Source organism: Chryseobacterium edaphi, assembly GCF_025628985.1.
GTDB lineage: Bacteria > Bacteroidota > Bacteroidia > Flavobacteriales > Weeksellaceae > Chryseobacterium > Chryseobacterium edaphi.
The window spans coordinates 29,643-45,585 of the sequence record NZ_JAOTEM010000005.1; the positions used below are offsets into that span (position 1 = coordinate 29,643).

Sequence of the window (15,943 nt, forward strand, 5' to 3'; positions counted from 1 at the left end):
GGATTTGTTTGCGTCTTTTTTTCGTTCTTATCTGAAATTTATTATTACCTCTTAATATAATAAGTATCAATTTCCTTTTGTAATGCTTTTTCTCTTTCTAAGCTATCAACTATAGCGGCTCTGTCATCTGTATTACCTACAAGATTACCATTTTTATCAATGTGTTTTCTTAAACGCAATCTTTTTTCACGATGTACAATTCTTGTTGAGAATGTCCATATCTCCTGCTCCAACTTTAAAGATGGAAATCCTCCGAATTGATGATAACTAAATGGATTAGTTTTAAGATTGATTTCTGAGACAATTTTTCCGGGAATATCGTAGAAAATGATTTTATCATTTTCAATTTCAATGAATTTTGTGTATTTAATATTTGAATAATAATCAAAATCAAGCTTTTTCTTGAGTTCCCATTTCCCCTGAAGTTGTTTAAAAACCAGTTCACGACATTTTGGAAGTAAATTTTCTATTGCTGCTTCAGCTTTTTTTCCACTTTCTAATGTATCATTTTCTAAGATAAAATAATGAAGATTGATCGCACTGATGTAATCATGCTTACTTTCATAGTGATTAGCTTTTGTTTCATGATCTTTCACTATTGTAGAATTAAGTTGCGCTTTAATCGTGTTGGAGAATATGAATAATAAAATAGAAAAAATGAGAGACTTTTTTCTCATCATATAATTGGTAATTGAATATATAATTTTCTGCATATTATTTGAATAAAATCCTCCCATCATTCTCAACCAACAAATTCTTCCTAACCAAATCATCAATACAAAATTTCATCACCGCCTCAATCTGCGAACCCACTTTCAAAAATCCAAATTGTTTGCCAGTTACCTTTATTAATTCATCTTGATTAACACTTAGATTTGACTTCATAATTTCCATCAGCACAACAGAAATTTCTTCTGCAGCAATATCATCAATCGCTCTCTTTTCAATGGAATTATCTCGATAATAACTAATATTTTCAGGCTTGATGTGTTCTGTCCAATAAAATTTCTGATAGGTTTCCGTGGTCATTATATTCGGAATAGAATTGAGAATTTCGTCAAGATAAGCACCAAGTTTTGTTCCGGCTCTCGAAGTATTCCAAAGTTTCAATACTTTTTTTAAAAGCATATTCTGACTGATCGGAGCTTCAGTTTCAATAATTTCAGTAATCTGATTTTTCAATGAATTCCTGTTTTCCGGAAAATAAATGGATTCAGAATTAGCATCTTGTGAAGGAGAAATTTCTGCTGAAACATATGGTTTTGAAGAGGAAATCATTTCTCCCTGCTTAATTTCACTTAGAAGATGGTTGGTCGGAACTTCAATTACTGAATTTTCCGCTTCTTTGATGATTAAATTATTTTTAATTTGTTCTAGCTGCATTTTGATTTCAACAACGATTTTTTCTTTATTTTTAATCCAGTCCAATGTCCAGATTCTGAAAACGTTCCAACCGAGACCTTTTAAAACGTTCGGAGCAAGTAGTTCACGGTCATTGGTTGTGCTGATTTTAAAATAATTTTCGCTGTCCACTAAGATGGCAAGAAGATATTCGCTTTCATTTTCAGGATCAATAATTCCGATATCGACTTTGTAGTCGGATGTTCCAATGTTGGTTTTCACTTTCAGATCATGACTTTCCAAAAATCGAGCGATCGAACTGACGATAGATTTTTCATTCTGATTCTGAACGGTCAGATTTTGATTCATCAAACCTTTTTCAGAGAAATTCAGGAAGTTTTTCAAACCTTTTACACCTTCTGCATTCGTTCGGTTGAGGTCAATCTGATCACCTTTCAAAGAAGAAAAAACTTTCATCTCGTATCGTGCCCTCGTTACCGCAACGTTCAGTCTTCGCCATCCTCCGTCACGATTCAGCGGTCCGAAATTCATCGAAACTTTTCCTTCTTCATCCGGTCCGTAACCCACAGAAAACAAAATAATATCTCTTTCATCACCCTGCACATTTTCAAGATTTTTAATGAAAATTGGTTCTTCACTATTCATCGAAAACTCTTCCAGATGAGGATATTCCTGAAATAATTTCTGCAGCAGATCTTCAATCAGATTCTGCTGAGTCTGGCTAAAAGTGACCACACCAAGAGACTTTGTATACTTATTTTGAAAATGATTTTTAATGTAATGGATAATCGCTTGTGCTTCATTCACATTGGTTCTCGTTTTTCCTTTGTCGTAAAATCCGTCCACAAACTCGAAGGTCACTTTTCGGTTGAGATCATCCGGAGAAGGGAAAGTGAGCAATTTGTTGTCATAAAAGTGAGCATTGCTGAACGAGATCAGACTTTCATGTTTGCTTCGGTAATGTCTCAATAAGTAATTTGAAGGTATAGAAAGCGCCAAACAATCGTCCAGAATGCTTTCAAGATCTTCCAGTTCCATATTGTCTTCGTCAATTTTTGAGGAAGAGAAAAAACTCGTCGGTGGCATTTGTTTTGGGTCACCCACAATAATCGCTTGTTTAGCTCTTGCCAAAGCACTGATCGCTTCTGAAGTAGGCAATTGTGAAGCTTCATCAAAAATTACAATGTCAAAATGTTCCTGATCCACATCAAAATACTGAGCTACAGAAATCGGACTCATCAACATACATGGTTTCAACCTTGGAATCAATGTAGGAATCTGATCAAACAATTTTCTGATTGATAATCCTCGACCTTTGTTTCGGATGGCTTTCTGTAAAATTCCGATTTCTGAACTTTGAGCGGCTTCCTGTACGAAATTCGGGATTCTGTCACTCAGTTTTAAAATCAGTTGATTTTTAGTAAGCTGCGTAAATTCTTTATGCAGATCTTTATATTGCTGAATCTTAGATTCGTAAATATCTGCATCAAAACTATTCAGTGTCTGAAATTTATAAATCGTTTTAATAAATAAATTCAGATGAATGATTTTCTCAAATTCCTGTTCGATCGCATTGGTGTTAAGTAAATCTTGTTCCAAAAATTGTATAAACCAATCGAGGTCAAGATCTTTTGCCTTTGCTTTCAAGACATTATAATTGACCCAATGGTCTAGCTGATCAATATTCTGAATGATATTTTGAAGTTCAGCATTTTCAGGAATTTCAGAAACATAATGTAGAAGATCAATTCTGCTTTCCTGAAAAGTTTTAATTTCATTAATGAATGTTGATAAGTTTTGCTGCGTTTCAGTTTTCGTTAATAATTCTTTCAGCCAGATCGGGAAATTCTTACTTCCTGTTTTCTGACCCAAATCTTTTGCAATCTGAATGATATTAAAATCTTTTTCTATGCTTAAAATATCATAAGAATTCCCATTAAAATAAGGAGTTGCAGAATTGGTTATTGATGCGAAATTCTGATTCGAAAGCTGATTTTTGATTTGTTTAAATTCTTCAAGCTTCGCAAATAATTCATCAATCTGCACATCAGATTCGATTCCCGATTTGCTGTAACCGTTCAATTGCTGCTTTACTTTTCTCTGCTTCAACCATTTTGGGATAAACCAGGTATGTTTCGCCTGATTCCACATTATATGTAAAGGCTGAATGTCAAGATTGAAAATCCCTGAATTAAATTGTACCAAAACCTGACTTTCAATTTTCTGAAGAAGATCTTGCTGAGTAAGCCAGTTTTTAAATAAATTAGATTGTGTTTCGTCAAAACTGAGGTCAACAAGATGGGTTTTAACGGAATTTGTGTGCAGAAACTCCAATAAATCAACCAACGAATTGTTATCAGATTGTTGCAGCTGAAGATTCTCTTTGATTTTTAATGCAGCATTTTCTTTTTCAAGATACTGATTGATTGCATTGAGAATCAGATTTTTATTTTCGTACTGATGACTTTCAGTTTTGATGAGTTGTAGAGGATGTGAAGACGGCTGTCCGATCTTCTGCACGATCGACGCAAACGGAATCAGCCAGTCTTTCCAGTTATTCCAGGTGGTAACGTCGATGTTTTCTGTCTGAATATCAATCACAAAACGATCATCCATTTTGATCTGATGCATTTCGAGGTAAGAAATAGTATCAAAAAGGCTCCAGCCGATTTTAAATTTCTTATGAAGCTGATTGATGTATTTTCCCAATTCCAGTTTACGGTTATCCAATCGTTTCGCTTCTTCCGCAAAATCTGCATTGATTTGATATTTAGGAACTTCAAGCGTTCTCTCAAATTGTTTCAGGACATCAGATTTCTTCGATTTGTTGGAATGAAGTTCGAGACAGAAAGCTCCCAAACCGATATTCTCCAATCTGCTGTGAACGACATCGAGAGCGGCTTTTTTGGCAGCAACAAACAATACTTTTTTATCATTTGCTAAAGCATCTGCAATGATGTTGGTAATAGTTTGTGACTTTCCGGTTCCAGGAGGACCGTGAAGAATAAACGTTTTATTTTGATGGGCATTTTTTACCGCATTCAGCTGAGAATTATCCGTGGAAATAGGCAGCATAAGTTCCGAAGCCGACATATTTTCAAGACTTTCTGCGTCCATTTCTACCGATTCCAGAGTTTCACTGAGTTTACCGTCGATCAGACTTTTAACAATCGAACTTTTCTGAATTTCCTCCGAATATTTTGAAATATCCTGCCAAAGAATCAGTTTATTGAAAGAGAAAGTTCCGAGAACCATTTGTTCCAGAACATCCCAACCTTCAAGATTCAGAATGGCATTTCTGATAATCGCCAGAACTTTAGGTACGTCAACTCCAAAATCATCGGTCGGTAAAGTTTCTAAACTGTTTAAATTAAATTTAAATTCCTGTTTCAGATATTCCAGAAGCGTAATGTTGATCATGGTTTCCTCCTCACGGCTTCGAAGCATAAATTTAGAATTCACAGATTTTCGTGAAAGCTCAACAGGAATCAAAAGAATTGGAGCAAACCTCGGAACGTCTTTATTTTTTGGTTCGTACCATTTTAAAAGTCCGATTCCCAAGTACAAAGTGCTTTTTCCGTTTTCTTCTTCAGCCAATTTTGAACTTCTGAAAAGATGAGTCAAGATTGTATCAAGATCGTCCTGATGATAATAAGTAAGGATTTTATTGTATTTAAATTCATCATTTGCCAACTGAAAAAGTGATTGCGATGAATGAAGCGGTTCGTGATACAAATTATATTTTCTCAGAACAGGCTGATTGTTATTGGGATGAATCGTGAACGCTTTTCCATCTGCTAAACTGTCTTCGAGCAAATTAACTTTATAATCGACCAGCTGCAGCATACTTTTGGTAAAACGCAGGTTGAGAAGATTATTTCTTAGTGAAAGATCGAGCAGTTTTCTCTCCCAGATTTTCTGTTTGGTGAGTTTGGAAGTGTCGGTCAGTTCAAGATCAGAATACAAAGTTCCCATTTCAAAATCGTCATCCAGATCATCATTATCTAATTGAGAATTTGTTTTTAAATCCTCAGTAAATGTATTTTCAGTTTTCAATAATGGGAGAGGAGAAACACCATTTGATCTCGCATTTTTTATATCAATTGACAAGATGAAATTATGAGAATCCATGATCTGTGTTTCGGCGCTGTTCATGGCTTGTTTAAATGAAAGACTGCTTCCTTTGCAGAGATGGGTAGATTCAATCAAAGCGATTTCTTTAATTCCGCTTGCAATTCTTTTTGAAATAGCGGCCTGATCAAAATTGACCATCACATCAAATCTCTGATCATCGAGCCACACACCGACGAAGGCGTGACCTTTTGTAATCAGGAGAATAGGATTGAGGCTAATCGCTTCGAGACAAGCTGCAAATAAAAGCGAAATGTCGATGCAGTTTCCGAACTTTGTTTCCAAAACCTGATCTACTAATCGAATTCTTTGTCCGGTTTCCTCGAAACTTGGCGGCATTGAGCTGTAAATCAATTCTAAATTCTGAATCGACTTATAAATAGCCGAAATCATCTGTAAAACACGTTCCTTATCTTTCGCCTGATACCCCTCAAAAGATGGATTCAAATTATTCTGCTCAAGAATTTTTATTGCATCTGTTTTAATTTTATAAATCAGTGAATTATTGGGAGTAATATATGAAGCCAGCAATTGTGGAAATATCTGCAAACCACCGAAATAATCAACAGGAAGAACTTCAATTGAAAAATTTTGCCTGAAAATTGACTCGTTGTTTTGAAAAACTTCAACCGTGATCGTATCTAAATCTTTTTCCGAAAGACTTTTGAGCAAGGCATTATCAAAAACAAAACTGAATAAAGAAATTTTGTACAGAGAATCTTTTTTCAGCTGGTCGATATAAATATTGTAAGTTTCAAATATTCCGAGTGAGGATGAAATTTGTAGGTTTAAATTCTCCAGATCTTCAGTCACTTCCCGGAAAGATATTTTTTCAAGGAAATTGTATTTATTTAAAACAAATGTATAGTTGATGTATGAATTATGCTGTATCTGTAGGTCGAAAGGAATAATCTGATTCATATTTGTTTTTTGTGAGGGGCAATCTCTTTTTCGGGAGATAATGCAATTTAGAAATAAAACAGATATTGACAAAACGGTTTAAGAATGAGTTGGTATATTTAAGATTTCTACATTCGATTTTTTTTCATATAATTGTCAAAGAATGAAAAGATTAACCAAATTTATAACGGCCACCGTTTTCAGTATTCTGTGTCAGCAAATGGGATTTGCTCAAAAAGTTTCTGCGACGCAAGAACCGATCAAACACAACATAGAAAACTGTGTTAATGAATTTGATTTGAGTAAGGCTATAAAAACAAAATCGGGTTATCAGTATTGGTTTGCCGACAAAAAGTTTACTGAAGAAAACACGTTAAAAATGAGTATTGTAGAACCGGGAAAATCTACACACGCACCACATCGTCATCCTGAAGAAGAATTTTTTTATATTTTGGAAGGAAAGGCTTCGTTTTATCTTGACGGTAAAACTGTCGAAGTTGGTCCGAATACGAGTTTATATTGTCCTCCAAATTCAGAGCATGGCATTAGCAATGCCGGAGATACAGATTTAAAATATTTGGTGATAAAAAAGGATTTGAGATAGTATTATTTATTTTTAATAATAAATTTTAGGCTAAATTTTTTAGTAAAGCTTTTAACGCATCCATCCTTCGATAATATAATTTTTTTGATTTATTTTATATTCCAAGTTATTATCCTGATGATACCAAAGTTCAATTCTCGCACCGTATTGATCTCCCCATGAACCTTCATAAATTGTAAATTCCCCTGTGTAGAAATTTTCGATTGGTTTTTCTACAGTTTTCATTCTTTCATTTATTCTATCCTCTGATAATCTGTCATTTGAAGTGATCTCATATGCTTTTATGAAGAAATATCCTGTTTCTTTAGGTTGGTGTCTAGTGTAAAAATTATAAATTCCGGGTTGAGAAATCGAAGCTAGTTTAAAATCGTTTTGTCTTAAATCACTTTCTGTCAATTCCTTTTCAATTGGAATTTCAAATTTTATATTTTTAGGAATTGTTTTATTGGCTCCATAAAAATCGGGTGGAGAAAATGTCATGTACACTGAAACGGAAAAAAACAAAAATGCAGTTATAATGACTTGAGGAGAAATTAGATACCACTTTTTGATGAGAATCTGAACAATTGAAGAAATAAGATTTCCTAGAATATTAATATAAAAAAGAATAATGGAAAGATCTATCAAATCATCTTTCTTTAGTAAAGTTCCCAAATTGAAAACAGCATAAGGAATTGCGTAGCCTATTATTGGAATCCACCATACTGAAAAATATTTTTTTATGTATTTCAATTATAATTACCTGAATGATTTAAAGTAATAAATAAAGTTTCAAACCTTTTCCAATTCTTCCAAAAACTGCTTCATTTCCACGGATTTCTGCGTTCCAATCAATAGTTTTTTCTGATCTTTAAAAACAATTTGAATACCTAGATTGCCCGAAATATTATAAGCTTTTCCTTTACCGAACATTCCAAATCTTAAACCCCATCCTCCATATTCAGTGATGGGAGAATATTCTCTGATGTAGACTTTTTGAATGTTTTTCCAGGGGAAATATTTAAACTGAAAATGGAATGGGAAAAGTCGAACTCTGATTCCTAAAATGTCAATTTTAGTTTCCAATTTAATTACAAAAATTAAGATCATGATTAAAATAGGAACAGCGATTGAAAAGATAAGTTCTGAAGCTGAAAAATAATCATGATTCTCAAACGAATTATAAATCGAATATGCCAAAACAAATATCAGCAAAGCCCAAATCCACCATTGTCTGAAACTTTGCTTTTCATAAAATGTATAATTCTCATTCATAAAAATTTAATTGAAAAATTAAAAATAAAGAAATTTGGAAAGAAAATTAATTATTTTCTTTTTAAGAAAGATTTAAGGTTAAAAAAACTAAAAATTTGCAGAATATTTCTATTTTTGATAAAATGACATTTCATGTTAATAGATAAAATTACAGTCAGAGGATTTAGTTGTGCAATCGTTTGCATGACTGCGAATGTGACGAATGCCCAGACTTCAGTTCAGGTAAAAAACACTCAGGATTTTGCAAGAAATGAAATCGTTTCTGTTTCAATTAGTCAGTTGAAGGCTTTTTTAGGGAAAAATAAAGCGGAAGATTTAAGAATTAAAGACGCTCAAAACCAATTTCTTCCAATTCAATGGATTGATTACGATGGTGATGGAAATAATGATGAATTGCTTTTTCAGGTAAATATCGATGCTAAAAAAACAAATTCTTACACGATTGTTGCAGATTTAAAAACTCCTGTACCTGAAAGTAAACTGACTACATATTCAAGATTGGTTCCTGAAAGAGCAGATGACTATACCTGGGAAAATGACAAAATTGCGTTTAGAGTTTACGGTCCGAAAGGTCAGGAAGAGGCTTTGGCAAAAGTAAAAGGAAGCACACTTTCAAGTGGTGTCGATATCTGGCTTAAAAGAACTGAAAAATCGGTCATCAACGAATGGTATAAAGGTTATCTGACTGATCCGATGTATTATCACAAAGACACGAGAGGTGAAGGTTACGATCCGTATCACGTGGGAGACAGTCGCGGAACAGGTGGAATCGGAATCTGGAAAGATGAGAAACTTCAGGTTTCCCAAAACTTTGTAACGTCGAAAACAATTGCTGAGGGTCCGTTGAGAACGGTTTTCGAATTGACATATAATCCTTGGAGTGAATTTGGAGTGAAGGAAACCAAAAGAATTTCTCTCGATTTAGGTTCGAATTTTTCTAAGTTTGAATCAACTTTTGAAACTGATAAACAAGTTCCCAATTATACGGTGGGAATTACTTTGCATAAAAATGAAGGTGAAAGCAAACTCAACGATAAAAATGGTTACTATCTGCATTGGGAGAAAATAGACGATGCTTTTGTCGGCGAAGGAATTGTTGTAAATCCGAAAATTGTCGAAAAATCCATAGCTTTCAAATCTGAGATTCCAGACCAAAGTAACTTACTGGTTGTAACGAAACCTCAGAAAAAACTAACCTATTACGCAGGATTTGCATGGCAGAAAAGCGGACAGATACAAACTCAAAATGATTGGGAAAAGATGCTTCAAAAGCAGGCGCAGATTATTGCCAATCCTTTAATAATTACTATTAAATAACTACATTTTAAATGATTAATTTAAAAATCACAATAGCATCATTTTGCTTAATAACAACAGCAATTTCGGCTCAGGTAAAAGATACTTTAGCGGAAAAAATGATGATATATCAACTTCCGAACGGCGGTTGGGGAAAACATAACAGCGACAAAAAAAATGTTGATTATACAAAAAAGATAGATCCGAAACTTTTAAAAATAATCAAAGCGAACGACAATGATCTTGCAACAATCGACAACAATGCAACGTCAAAAGAAATCAATGGGTTGATAAAAGCTTATAGCACAACAAAAAATCCCGCTTACTTAAAATCTGCAGAGAAAGGAATTCAGTATGTGCTTTCGATGCAGTATGGAAATGGTGGTTTTCCACAATATTTTCCCAATTCTGCAATCTACAGAAAGCAAGTGACTTTTAACGATAATGCAATGATCAATGTATTGACAATTTTGTACAATATATCTGAAGGAAAAGAAGGTTTTGATGCTGTAAATTCTCAATTGAAAGATAAGTCGAAAGTCGCTTTACAAAAAGGAATTGACTGTATTTTGAAAACTCAGATTACACAAAACGGGAAATTGTCAATCTGGGCAGATCAGTACAATGAAGTCACTTTAAAACCGGAAAAAGCCAGAGCTTTTGAGCCGATGTCATTGGCAACCGGAGAATCGGTAAATATTGTGAAATTTCTAATGATGCAACCTTTAACTCCGGAGATTGAAAAATCAATTAAATCTGCCATTCAATGGTTTAAAGAAAGCAAAATTGACGGTTATACATACAACGTTTCCAGAGATAGCGAAAAAGCAATCCGTACTTTAAGCAAAAAAGAAGGTTCAGCAGTTTGGGCGAGATTTTACGATATTCCAACCAATAAACCTGTTTTTGGAGACCGTGACGGAAGTGTGAAATTCAATTACGAAGAAGTTTCTGAAGAGCGAAGAATGGGCTACAGTTGGTACAATGAGGCCGGAACAAAATTAATTGAAGGTGACTTTCCAAAGTGGCTCAAGAAAAATAAAATTTCTCAATAAAATTAAAATCCTGATGTTTTTTGCATCAGGATTTTTTATGTGAATTTTGGTTAAGCGCAAAGATGTAAAGATTAAATTTAAACAGTTTTTAAGGCGCAAGAAAATTAAAGATTTTCAGCAAGTTGAAAGTAATAAAAGATTTTCATCAAGATTATAGTCGAAATTTTATCGGAGATGAAATCCTTGCGCCTTAAAACAGACTCAATGCAATTTTCATTGCGCCTTTGCGATTAACCAAAAAAAATAAAATTCATGTATTCGTGGCAAAAAACTACTTTAACCACTCCCAACGTTTTGCCCAATCCAGAAGAATGTCATTTTTCCATTTTGAGATTGTTTTTCCACCCTGAAATTTTCCTTCATACAATTTCGGATCAGACTGATCAGAAAACCACGTATTTCCTAATGGAATATCGGTAGGATTTTCCTTTCCTGGCCAAAGATTGACAATATTTAATTTCCCTTCATGACCGTTAAGTTCAGGAATTTCTGATACAAATTTGTAAGTCAAAACTTCTGCACCTTTCGGGACATATTTCAAAGCATAATTTCCGTCACCAAGATAAGAACCCGCCCATTTCTGAACATCTTTTTTGTGCATCGTTTCCATGTGAAAAGGTGTAGAGACAGGATTTTCCTTTAAAACAGGACCTTTAAAATGAAATTCAATTAACGAACAAAAAGCAATTTCTTCAGAACTTCCTTTGGCTCCGTCAACAATAACCTGCGCACTTCGGTTGATCTTTTCAAAACTTCCGCCCCAACTTTCTTCAGTGGGATCATTGGCGTTGCCATGCATCAGATAAAACAGGGTAGGACTGTCGCCCATTTTGATCTCGCCTTTATAATAATTTTTGAAATCTTTCCCCATCGCTCCATAGCCTTTGATGTATTGGTCATAATATTCAGTGCTTTTCAGAATCTTAGGATCATCATTTTTTGAGAAGAAAGCATAATAGGTCGAATTGGCTTCAATAAACCAAAGATCAGGAAAGTTTTTTGCGATATATGAATAAGAGTTGGCACTCCATTTTTTGTTGGGGCCGCCAATCCAGTAGATTTTAATCTTATTCTGAATATCCGGAGCATCGTGCAAAGCCTGAGCAACATCTTCCAATCCGCCCCAAACCAAAACCCAAAGCGGCTGAGCTGATTTTTTTCTGGCAGATTTAATAATCCATTCTGAACCTTCGGTAGGTTTGGAATATCCTTCGTAAGGCGCATTTCCACGCAATCCCTGTTTAGAAACGGAGCGCAGATATTTTGGAGTAGGAAAACCTGAACTGTGTTTTTTTAGTTTTGGAAGATCTTTCTCGTACAGACCAATCATTTTTAAAATTTCATCTTTACTTCCGTTTCCGAAAGACGGTGAAGAAACCAACCCTTCAATATTAAATTTATCCGCATACATCAGCAAATGGATCATCGACTGATTGTCATCGGGATCCGTTCCGCCAATGTCTGTGCTGATCAGGATTCTTGGTTTTAAATCCGAAGATTTTTGAGCTTTTAAGCTTGTGATGCCAAAAATTATCATTAAAAAGTAAATAGCTTTTTTCATAACTGAAATTAAATTTTAGTTGTAAGAAATATTATTCGAATCTCTCACTGATCCTACAGATTTTCACAGATTTTTTGCGTAAATATCTGTTAAAATGGGAGTCTACTTCACATCAAAAGTGTAAACCCTACCTTTTTCAGTTTTAAAATCATACATATCCGTTTCCGGAACTGCAAAACCTTTCGGTTCAGCTTTAGCTGATTTTAAGGGCGTTTTAATTACATCCACCTGATAATATTCGTTAGTATTTGTTCCTTTTGCGGAAGAGAAAGTGGTTTTGGATTTTAAATTTAGATTTTTCGCCACTCTGATTCTTGCATTTCCGCCTAAACTGGATTTTACAACTAATTTCGTTAGCTTAGAATTTTTCCAGTCGATATCAATTTCAAAACCACCTCTTGCTTTTAAGCCTTTCACAGAGCCGTTTGGCAAAGCATCGGGGAGTGCAGGCAACAGATAAATGTATCCATCATAACTTTGCAACAGCATTTCTGCAATTCCCGAAGTGCAGCCAAAATTACCATCGATTTGAAATGGCGGATGTGCATCCAATAGATTCGGATAGGTTCCTCCGGATTGGCCTTTATTTTCCATAGGAGCAGGAGTTAACTGATCTGAAATCAATTTAAAAGCACGGTTTCCGTCCAGTAATCTTGCCCACCAGTTTACTTTCCAGCCCATCGACCAGCCAGTGGATTTGTCGCCACGGTAGATCATCGAATTTTTTGCGGCTTCCGTTAAATCAGGATTTCTGAAAGGCGAAATTTGTCCCGAAGGAAATAATCCGTACAAATGAGAAATATGTCTGTGTTTATCATCTGTTCTGTCCATATCAGTCAGCCATTCCTGCAACTGACTGTGTTGCCCGATCTGCATGGGCGGAAGTTTAGACAAAGCCAATTTCACTTCTTTAGAAAGGCTTTGATCCTGATTTAAAATTTTTGAAGCATTGATAAAATTATTAAACACATCAAAAACCAACTGATTATCCATCGTGGTTCCCGCTGTGATACTGACATTTTTAAAATATTTATTTTCCGGCGACATCGATGGGGAAACCACCAGATATTTTTTTGAAGGATCCTGTTGGAGGACGTCCAAGTAAAACAGAGCACAACCTTTTAAAGCTTCATAATTTTTCTTTAGAAATTCTTTGTCTCCGGTGTATAAATAATGAGTCCAAACGTGTTGCGTCAGCCATGCTCCGCCCATAGGCCACATTCCGTAGAAACCGCCGTCAACGATTCCTGTGATTCGCCACAAATCGGTGTTGTGATGCATATTCCAGCCTCTTGCTTTGTACATTTCTTTAGCAGATTCCTGTCCGGTAACCGACAGATCCTGAATCATATCAAACAAAGGTTCGTGCATTTCGCTGAGGTTGGTATTTTCTGCCGGCCAGTAATTCATTTCTGTATTGATGTTCACAGTGTATTTGCTGTCCCAGGCAGGATTCAGCTGATAATTCCAGATTCCCTGCAGGTTTGCAGGCTGCGTTCCCTGTTGTGATGAGGAGATTAAGAGGTAACGGCCAAACTGAAAGTACAAAGCTACCAAATCCGGATCCTGTGAATTTCCAAATTCTTTAATTCTGATGTCCGTTGTTTTATTTGAATGTTCCGTTTTTCCTAAATCTAAACTTATCCGCTTAAAATATTTTTGATAGTTGGCGATATGAGCCTTTAACTCAGTATCATATTTTTTACTTAGAGCTTTACTTAAATATTCTGAAACTCTCACATCAGGATTTCCGGAAAGATCATTGTATTTTTTAAAATTGGTTGCAATTGAAACATAAATCACCACTTCATCGGCTCCTGAGATATGCAGCTGATCTTTTGTTGAGGTCAGTTTTCCGCCTTTTAAAACAGGAAATGCGACGGTTTTAAAATTAACTTTCCCGATCTTATTGTCTACCGAACCGCTCGTTCCATTGATAACCAGTTGATTTTTTTCTGTAAAAATAGAATTGATTTTGTGTGGAGTGGAGGCATTGATCTTGAAATTTAAACTTCCTTTTTTGCTCGAGGTCAGTTTAATCATAATCACGTTATCGGCAAAAGAAGAGAAGACTTCACGCTTAAAAGTTATGCCGTTTACTTCGTAAGAAACGGTGCTAACCGCTTTTTCAATATCTAAAGTCCGTTGGTAATTCGTAAAATTCTCATGGCCTTTAAAATCCAGAAACAAATCGCCCATCGTCTGGTACGGCATTCCATAGTTCAAATCTTTAGGAGCCTGTCTCGGATAGGTTTTGTTGGTTAAATCCTGTGCTTTTTCAAACTGACTTTCATTGATCAAACGACGGACTTTCTGAATGCTGTCGAATGTATTTTTCGGAACATTATTTCCAGGTTCTCCTGCCCAGATGGTTTCTTCATTCAACTGAAGATGCTCCTGCACTGCGCCACCGAAAACCATTGCGCCTAACCTTCCGTTTCCGATGGGTAAAGCTTCGTTCCAGTTTTCTGCGGGTTTACTGTAAGTTAATTTTAAATTTTGCTGAGCAAAAGTTGAGACAGAGATCAACGTTCCGCAAGCTAATAAGATTATTTTATGTTGAATCAGTTTTAGCATTTTAAAGATGTTTTAGTGAAATAAATTTTAAAATTTAAATGCAGATGTTTTTCTCAGTAGTTAAATACTCAGCGGTTACTTTGTCATTCCGTAGGAATCTAAACTGTTTTATTCCTGCATGTTGAGATTCCTACGGAATGACAAACGCGCTGTTAAAATCTGACGAACATATAATTTTGAGTAGAGCGAATGATACTAATATGTTTCAAGCTTCATCAGCGATTTATCGTAACCTTTGCTCCTTAAAACGTTTCACTTTTATTAAAAAATTTACGTTTAGATATTACCCATTACCCATCACTTATTATTCATATTGCCCAGCCAGTCCGCGCAAATTTTCTTCCAGTTATCCGTCAGTTCAGTTTTATTGGAAATTCCGATATTATGCTCACCTTCCGGGAAGATGAACATGGCTCCTTTTACTTTATTTTTAATCATCGCTTCGTAGTATAAAATTGAGTTGATAACGGGGACAGCATTATCATTTTGGGCATGAAATAAAATGGTTGGTGGAGTTTTTTCGGTCACACTATTCTGCATAGAATATTCTTTGATCTTTTCATCGGAAGCATTTTCTCCTAAAAGATTTACACGGCTTCCTTTATGAGCAAATTCGCCCAGATCAATTACTGGAGACACCAAGATTGCAAAATTGGGAACGGTTGGAATGCTTGTCCAATCTCCTTTCAATTCAGTATAATCGGTTGAGATATTGCTTACCATTGCTGCAAGATGTCCTCCCGCTGAAGTTCCTAAAACTCCGATTTGATCAGGTGAAATTCCATATTGAGCTGCATTCTTTCTGATTAGTTTTATTGCGGCCTGAATATCCTGCAACGGACCGGTTTCTCTCTGTTTTAAATCCGGAGACGTCGGTAAGCGGTAGTTTAAAACAAATGCTGAAATGCCTAAAGTGTTGAGCCATTTTGCGTAGGAATATCCACCCAGGTCATAGGTCAAATGTCTGTAACCACCGCCGGGAATAATGATAACAGCCATTTTTTTTCTTTCCTCTTTGGCGGGAAGAAAAGCGAACAGTTCAGCTTCCTGAATTTGGGTAATCCGGCCTTCTTTTTCTTCAATGATGTTTAATTTTAAGCCTTTGGAATTGGGCATTTCACCTTTCGGCCAGACGGTTATTTTTTGCTGGGCAGAAATTTGAATTCCAATAAAAATGCTGAGTATAAGGATGATGTTTTTCAT

General features: G+C 35.3%; 10 protein-coding genes. 3 read left to right on the top strand and 7 right to left on the bottom strand.

The genetic code is table 11. The features are described 5' to 3' along the window. Nucleotides 1-44: 44 nt before the first annotated feature. Together NZ698_RS16430 and proA are read right to left on the bottom strand one after the other, a co-directional pair. Nucleotides 45-773, bottom strand: coding sequence for a hypothetical protein (locus NZ698_RS16430; RefSeq protein ID WP_263004303.1), 729 nt, complete (start codon nucleotides 771-773; stop codon nucleotides 45-47). After that, nucleotides 715-6,414: an anti-phage protein ProA gene (gene proA / locus NZ698_RS16435; RefSeq protein ID WP_263004304.1), complete on the bottom strand. Its 5,700-nt coding sequence runs from the start codon at nucleotides 6,412-6,414 to the stop codon at nucleotides 715-717. Before proA ends, NZ698_RS16430 begins: the two co-directional genes overlap by 59 nt. Nucleotides 6,415-6,556: 142 nt before the next feature. Between proA and NZ698_RS16440 the strand changes: the two genes are divergently transcribed. Continuing rightward, on the top strand, nucleotides 6,557-6,997 hold the full coding sequence (locus tag NZ698_RS16440; RefSeq protein WP_263004305.1) for a cupin domain-containing protein: 441 nt from the start codon (nucleotides 6,557-6,559) through the stop codon (nucleotides 6,995-6,997). 51 nt (nucleotides 6,998-7,048) lie between these two features. Here the strand turns inward: NZ698_RS16440 and NZ698_RS16445 are convergent, their stop codons facing one another. Next, nucleotides 7,049-7,729 (bottom strand): hypothetical protein, encoded by a 681-nt coding sequence (locus tag NZ698_RS16445; RefSeq protein ID WP_263004306.1) that lies wholly within the window; start codon nucleotides 7,727-7,729, stop codon nucleotides 7,049-7,051. A 39-nt stretch (nucleotides 7,730-7,768) separates the two neighbouring features. Beyond that, a complete protein-coding gene (locus tag NZ698_RS16450; protein WP_263004307.1) occupies nucleotides 7,769-8,251 on the bottom strand; it encodes a hypothetical protein in 483 nt (160 codons plus the stop codon). A 132-nt stretch (nucleotides 8,252-8,383) separates the two neighbouring features. On the opposite strand from NZ698_RS16450, the gene NZ698_RS16455 reads away from it, so the two are divergent. Together NZ698_RS16455 and pelA are read left to right on the top strand one after the other, a co-directional pair. Then, a complete protein-coding gene (locus tag NZ698_RS16455) occupies nucleotides 8,384-9,568 on the top strand; it encodes a BT3233 family polysaccharide utilization protein (RefSeq protein ID WP_263004308.1) in 1,185 nt (394 codons plus the stop codon). Between the two features lie 11 nt (nucleotides 9,569-9,579). Then, a complete protein-coding gene (gene pelA / locus NZ698_RS16460; RefSeq protein WP_263004309.1) occupies nucleotides 9,580-10,602 on the top strand; it encodes a pectate lyase in 1,023 nt (340 codons plus the stop codon). A 271-nt stretch (nucleotides 10,603-10,873) separates the two neighbouring features. Here the strand turns inward: pelA and NZ698_RS16465 are convergent, their stop codons facing one another. The 3 genes from NZ698_RS16465 to NZ698_RS16475 form a co-directional block, all read right to left on the bottom strand. Then, nucleotides 10,874-12,163, bottom strand: coding sequence for a nucleoside hydrolase-like domain-containing protein (locus NZ698_RS16465; RefSeq protein ID WP_263004310.1), 1,290 nt, complete (start codon nucleotides 12,161-12,163; stop codon nucleotides 10,874-10,876). A 102-nt stretch (nucleotides 12,164-12,265) separates the two neighbouring features. Beyond that, nucleotides 12,266-14,740, bottom strand: a complete 2,475-nt coding sequence (locus NZ698_RS16470) for a glycoside hydrolase family 95 protein (protein WP_263004311.1) — start codon at nucleotides 14,738-14,740, stop codon at nucleotides 12,266-12,268. A gap of 297 nt (nucleotides 14,741-15,037) precedes the next feature. Further along, nucleotides 15,038-15,943 (bottom strand): alpha/beta hydrolase, encoded by a 906-nt coding sequence (locus NZ698_RS16475; RefSeq protein WP_263004312.1) that lies wholly within the window; start codon nucleotides 15,941-15,943, stop codon nucleotides 15,038-15,040.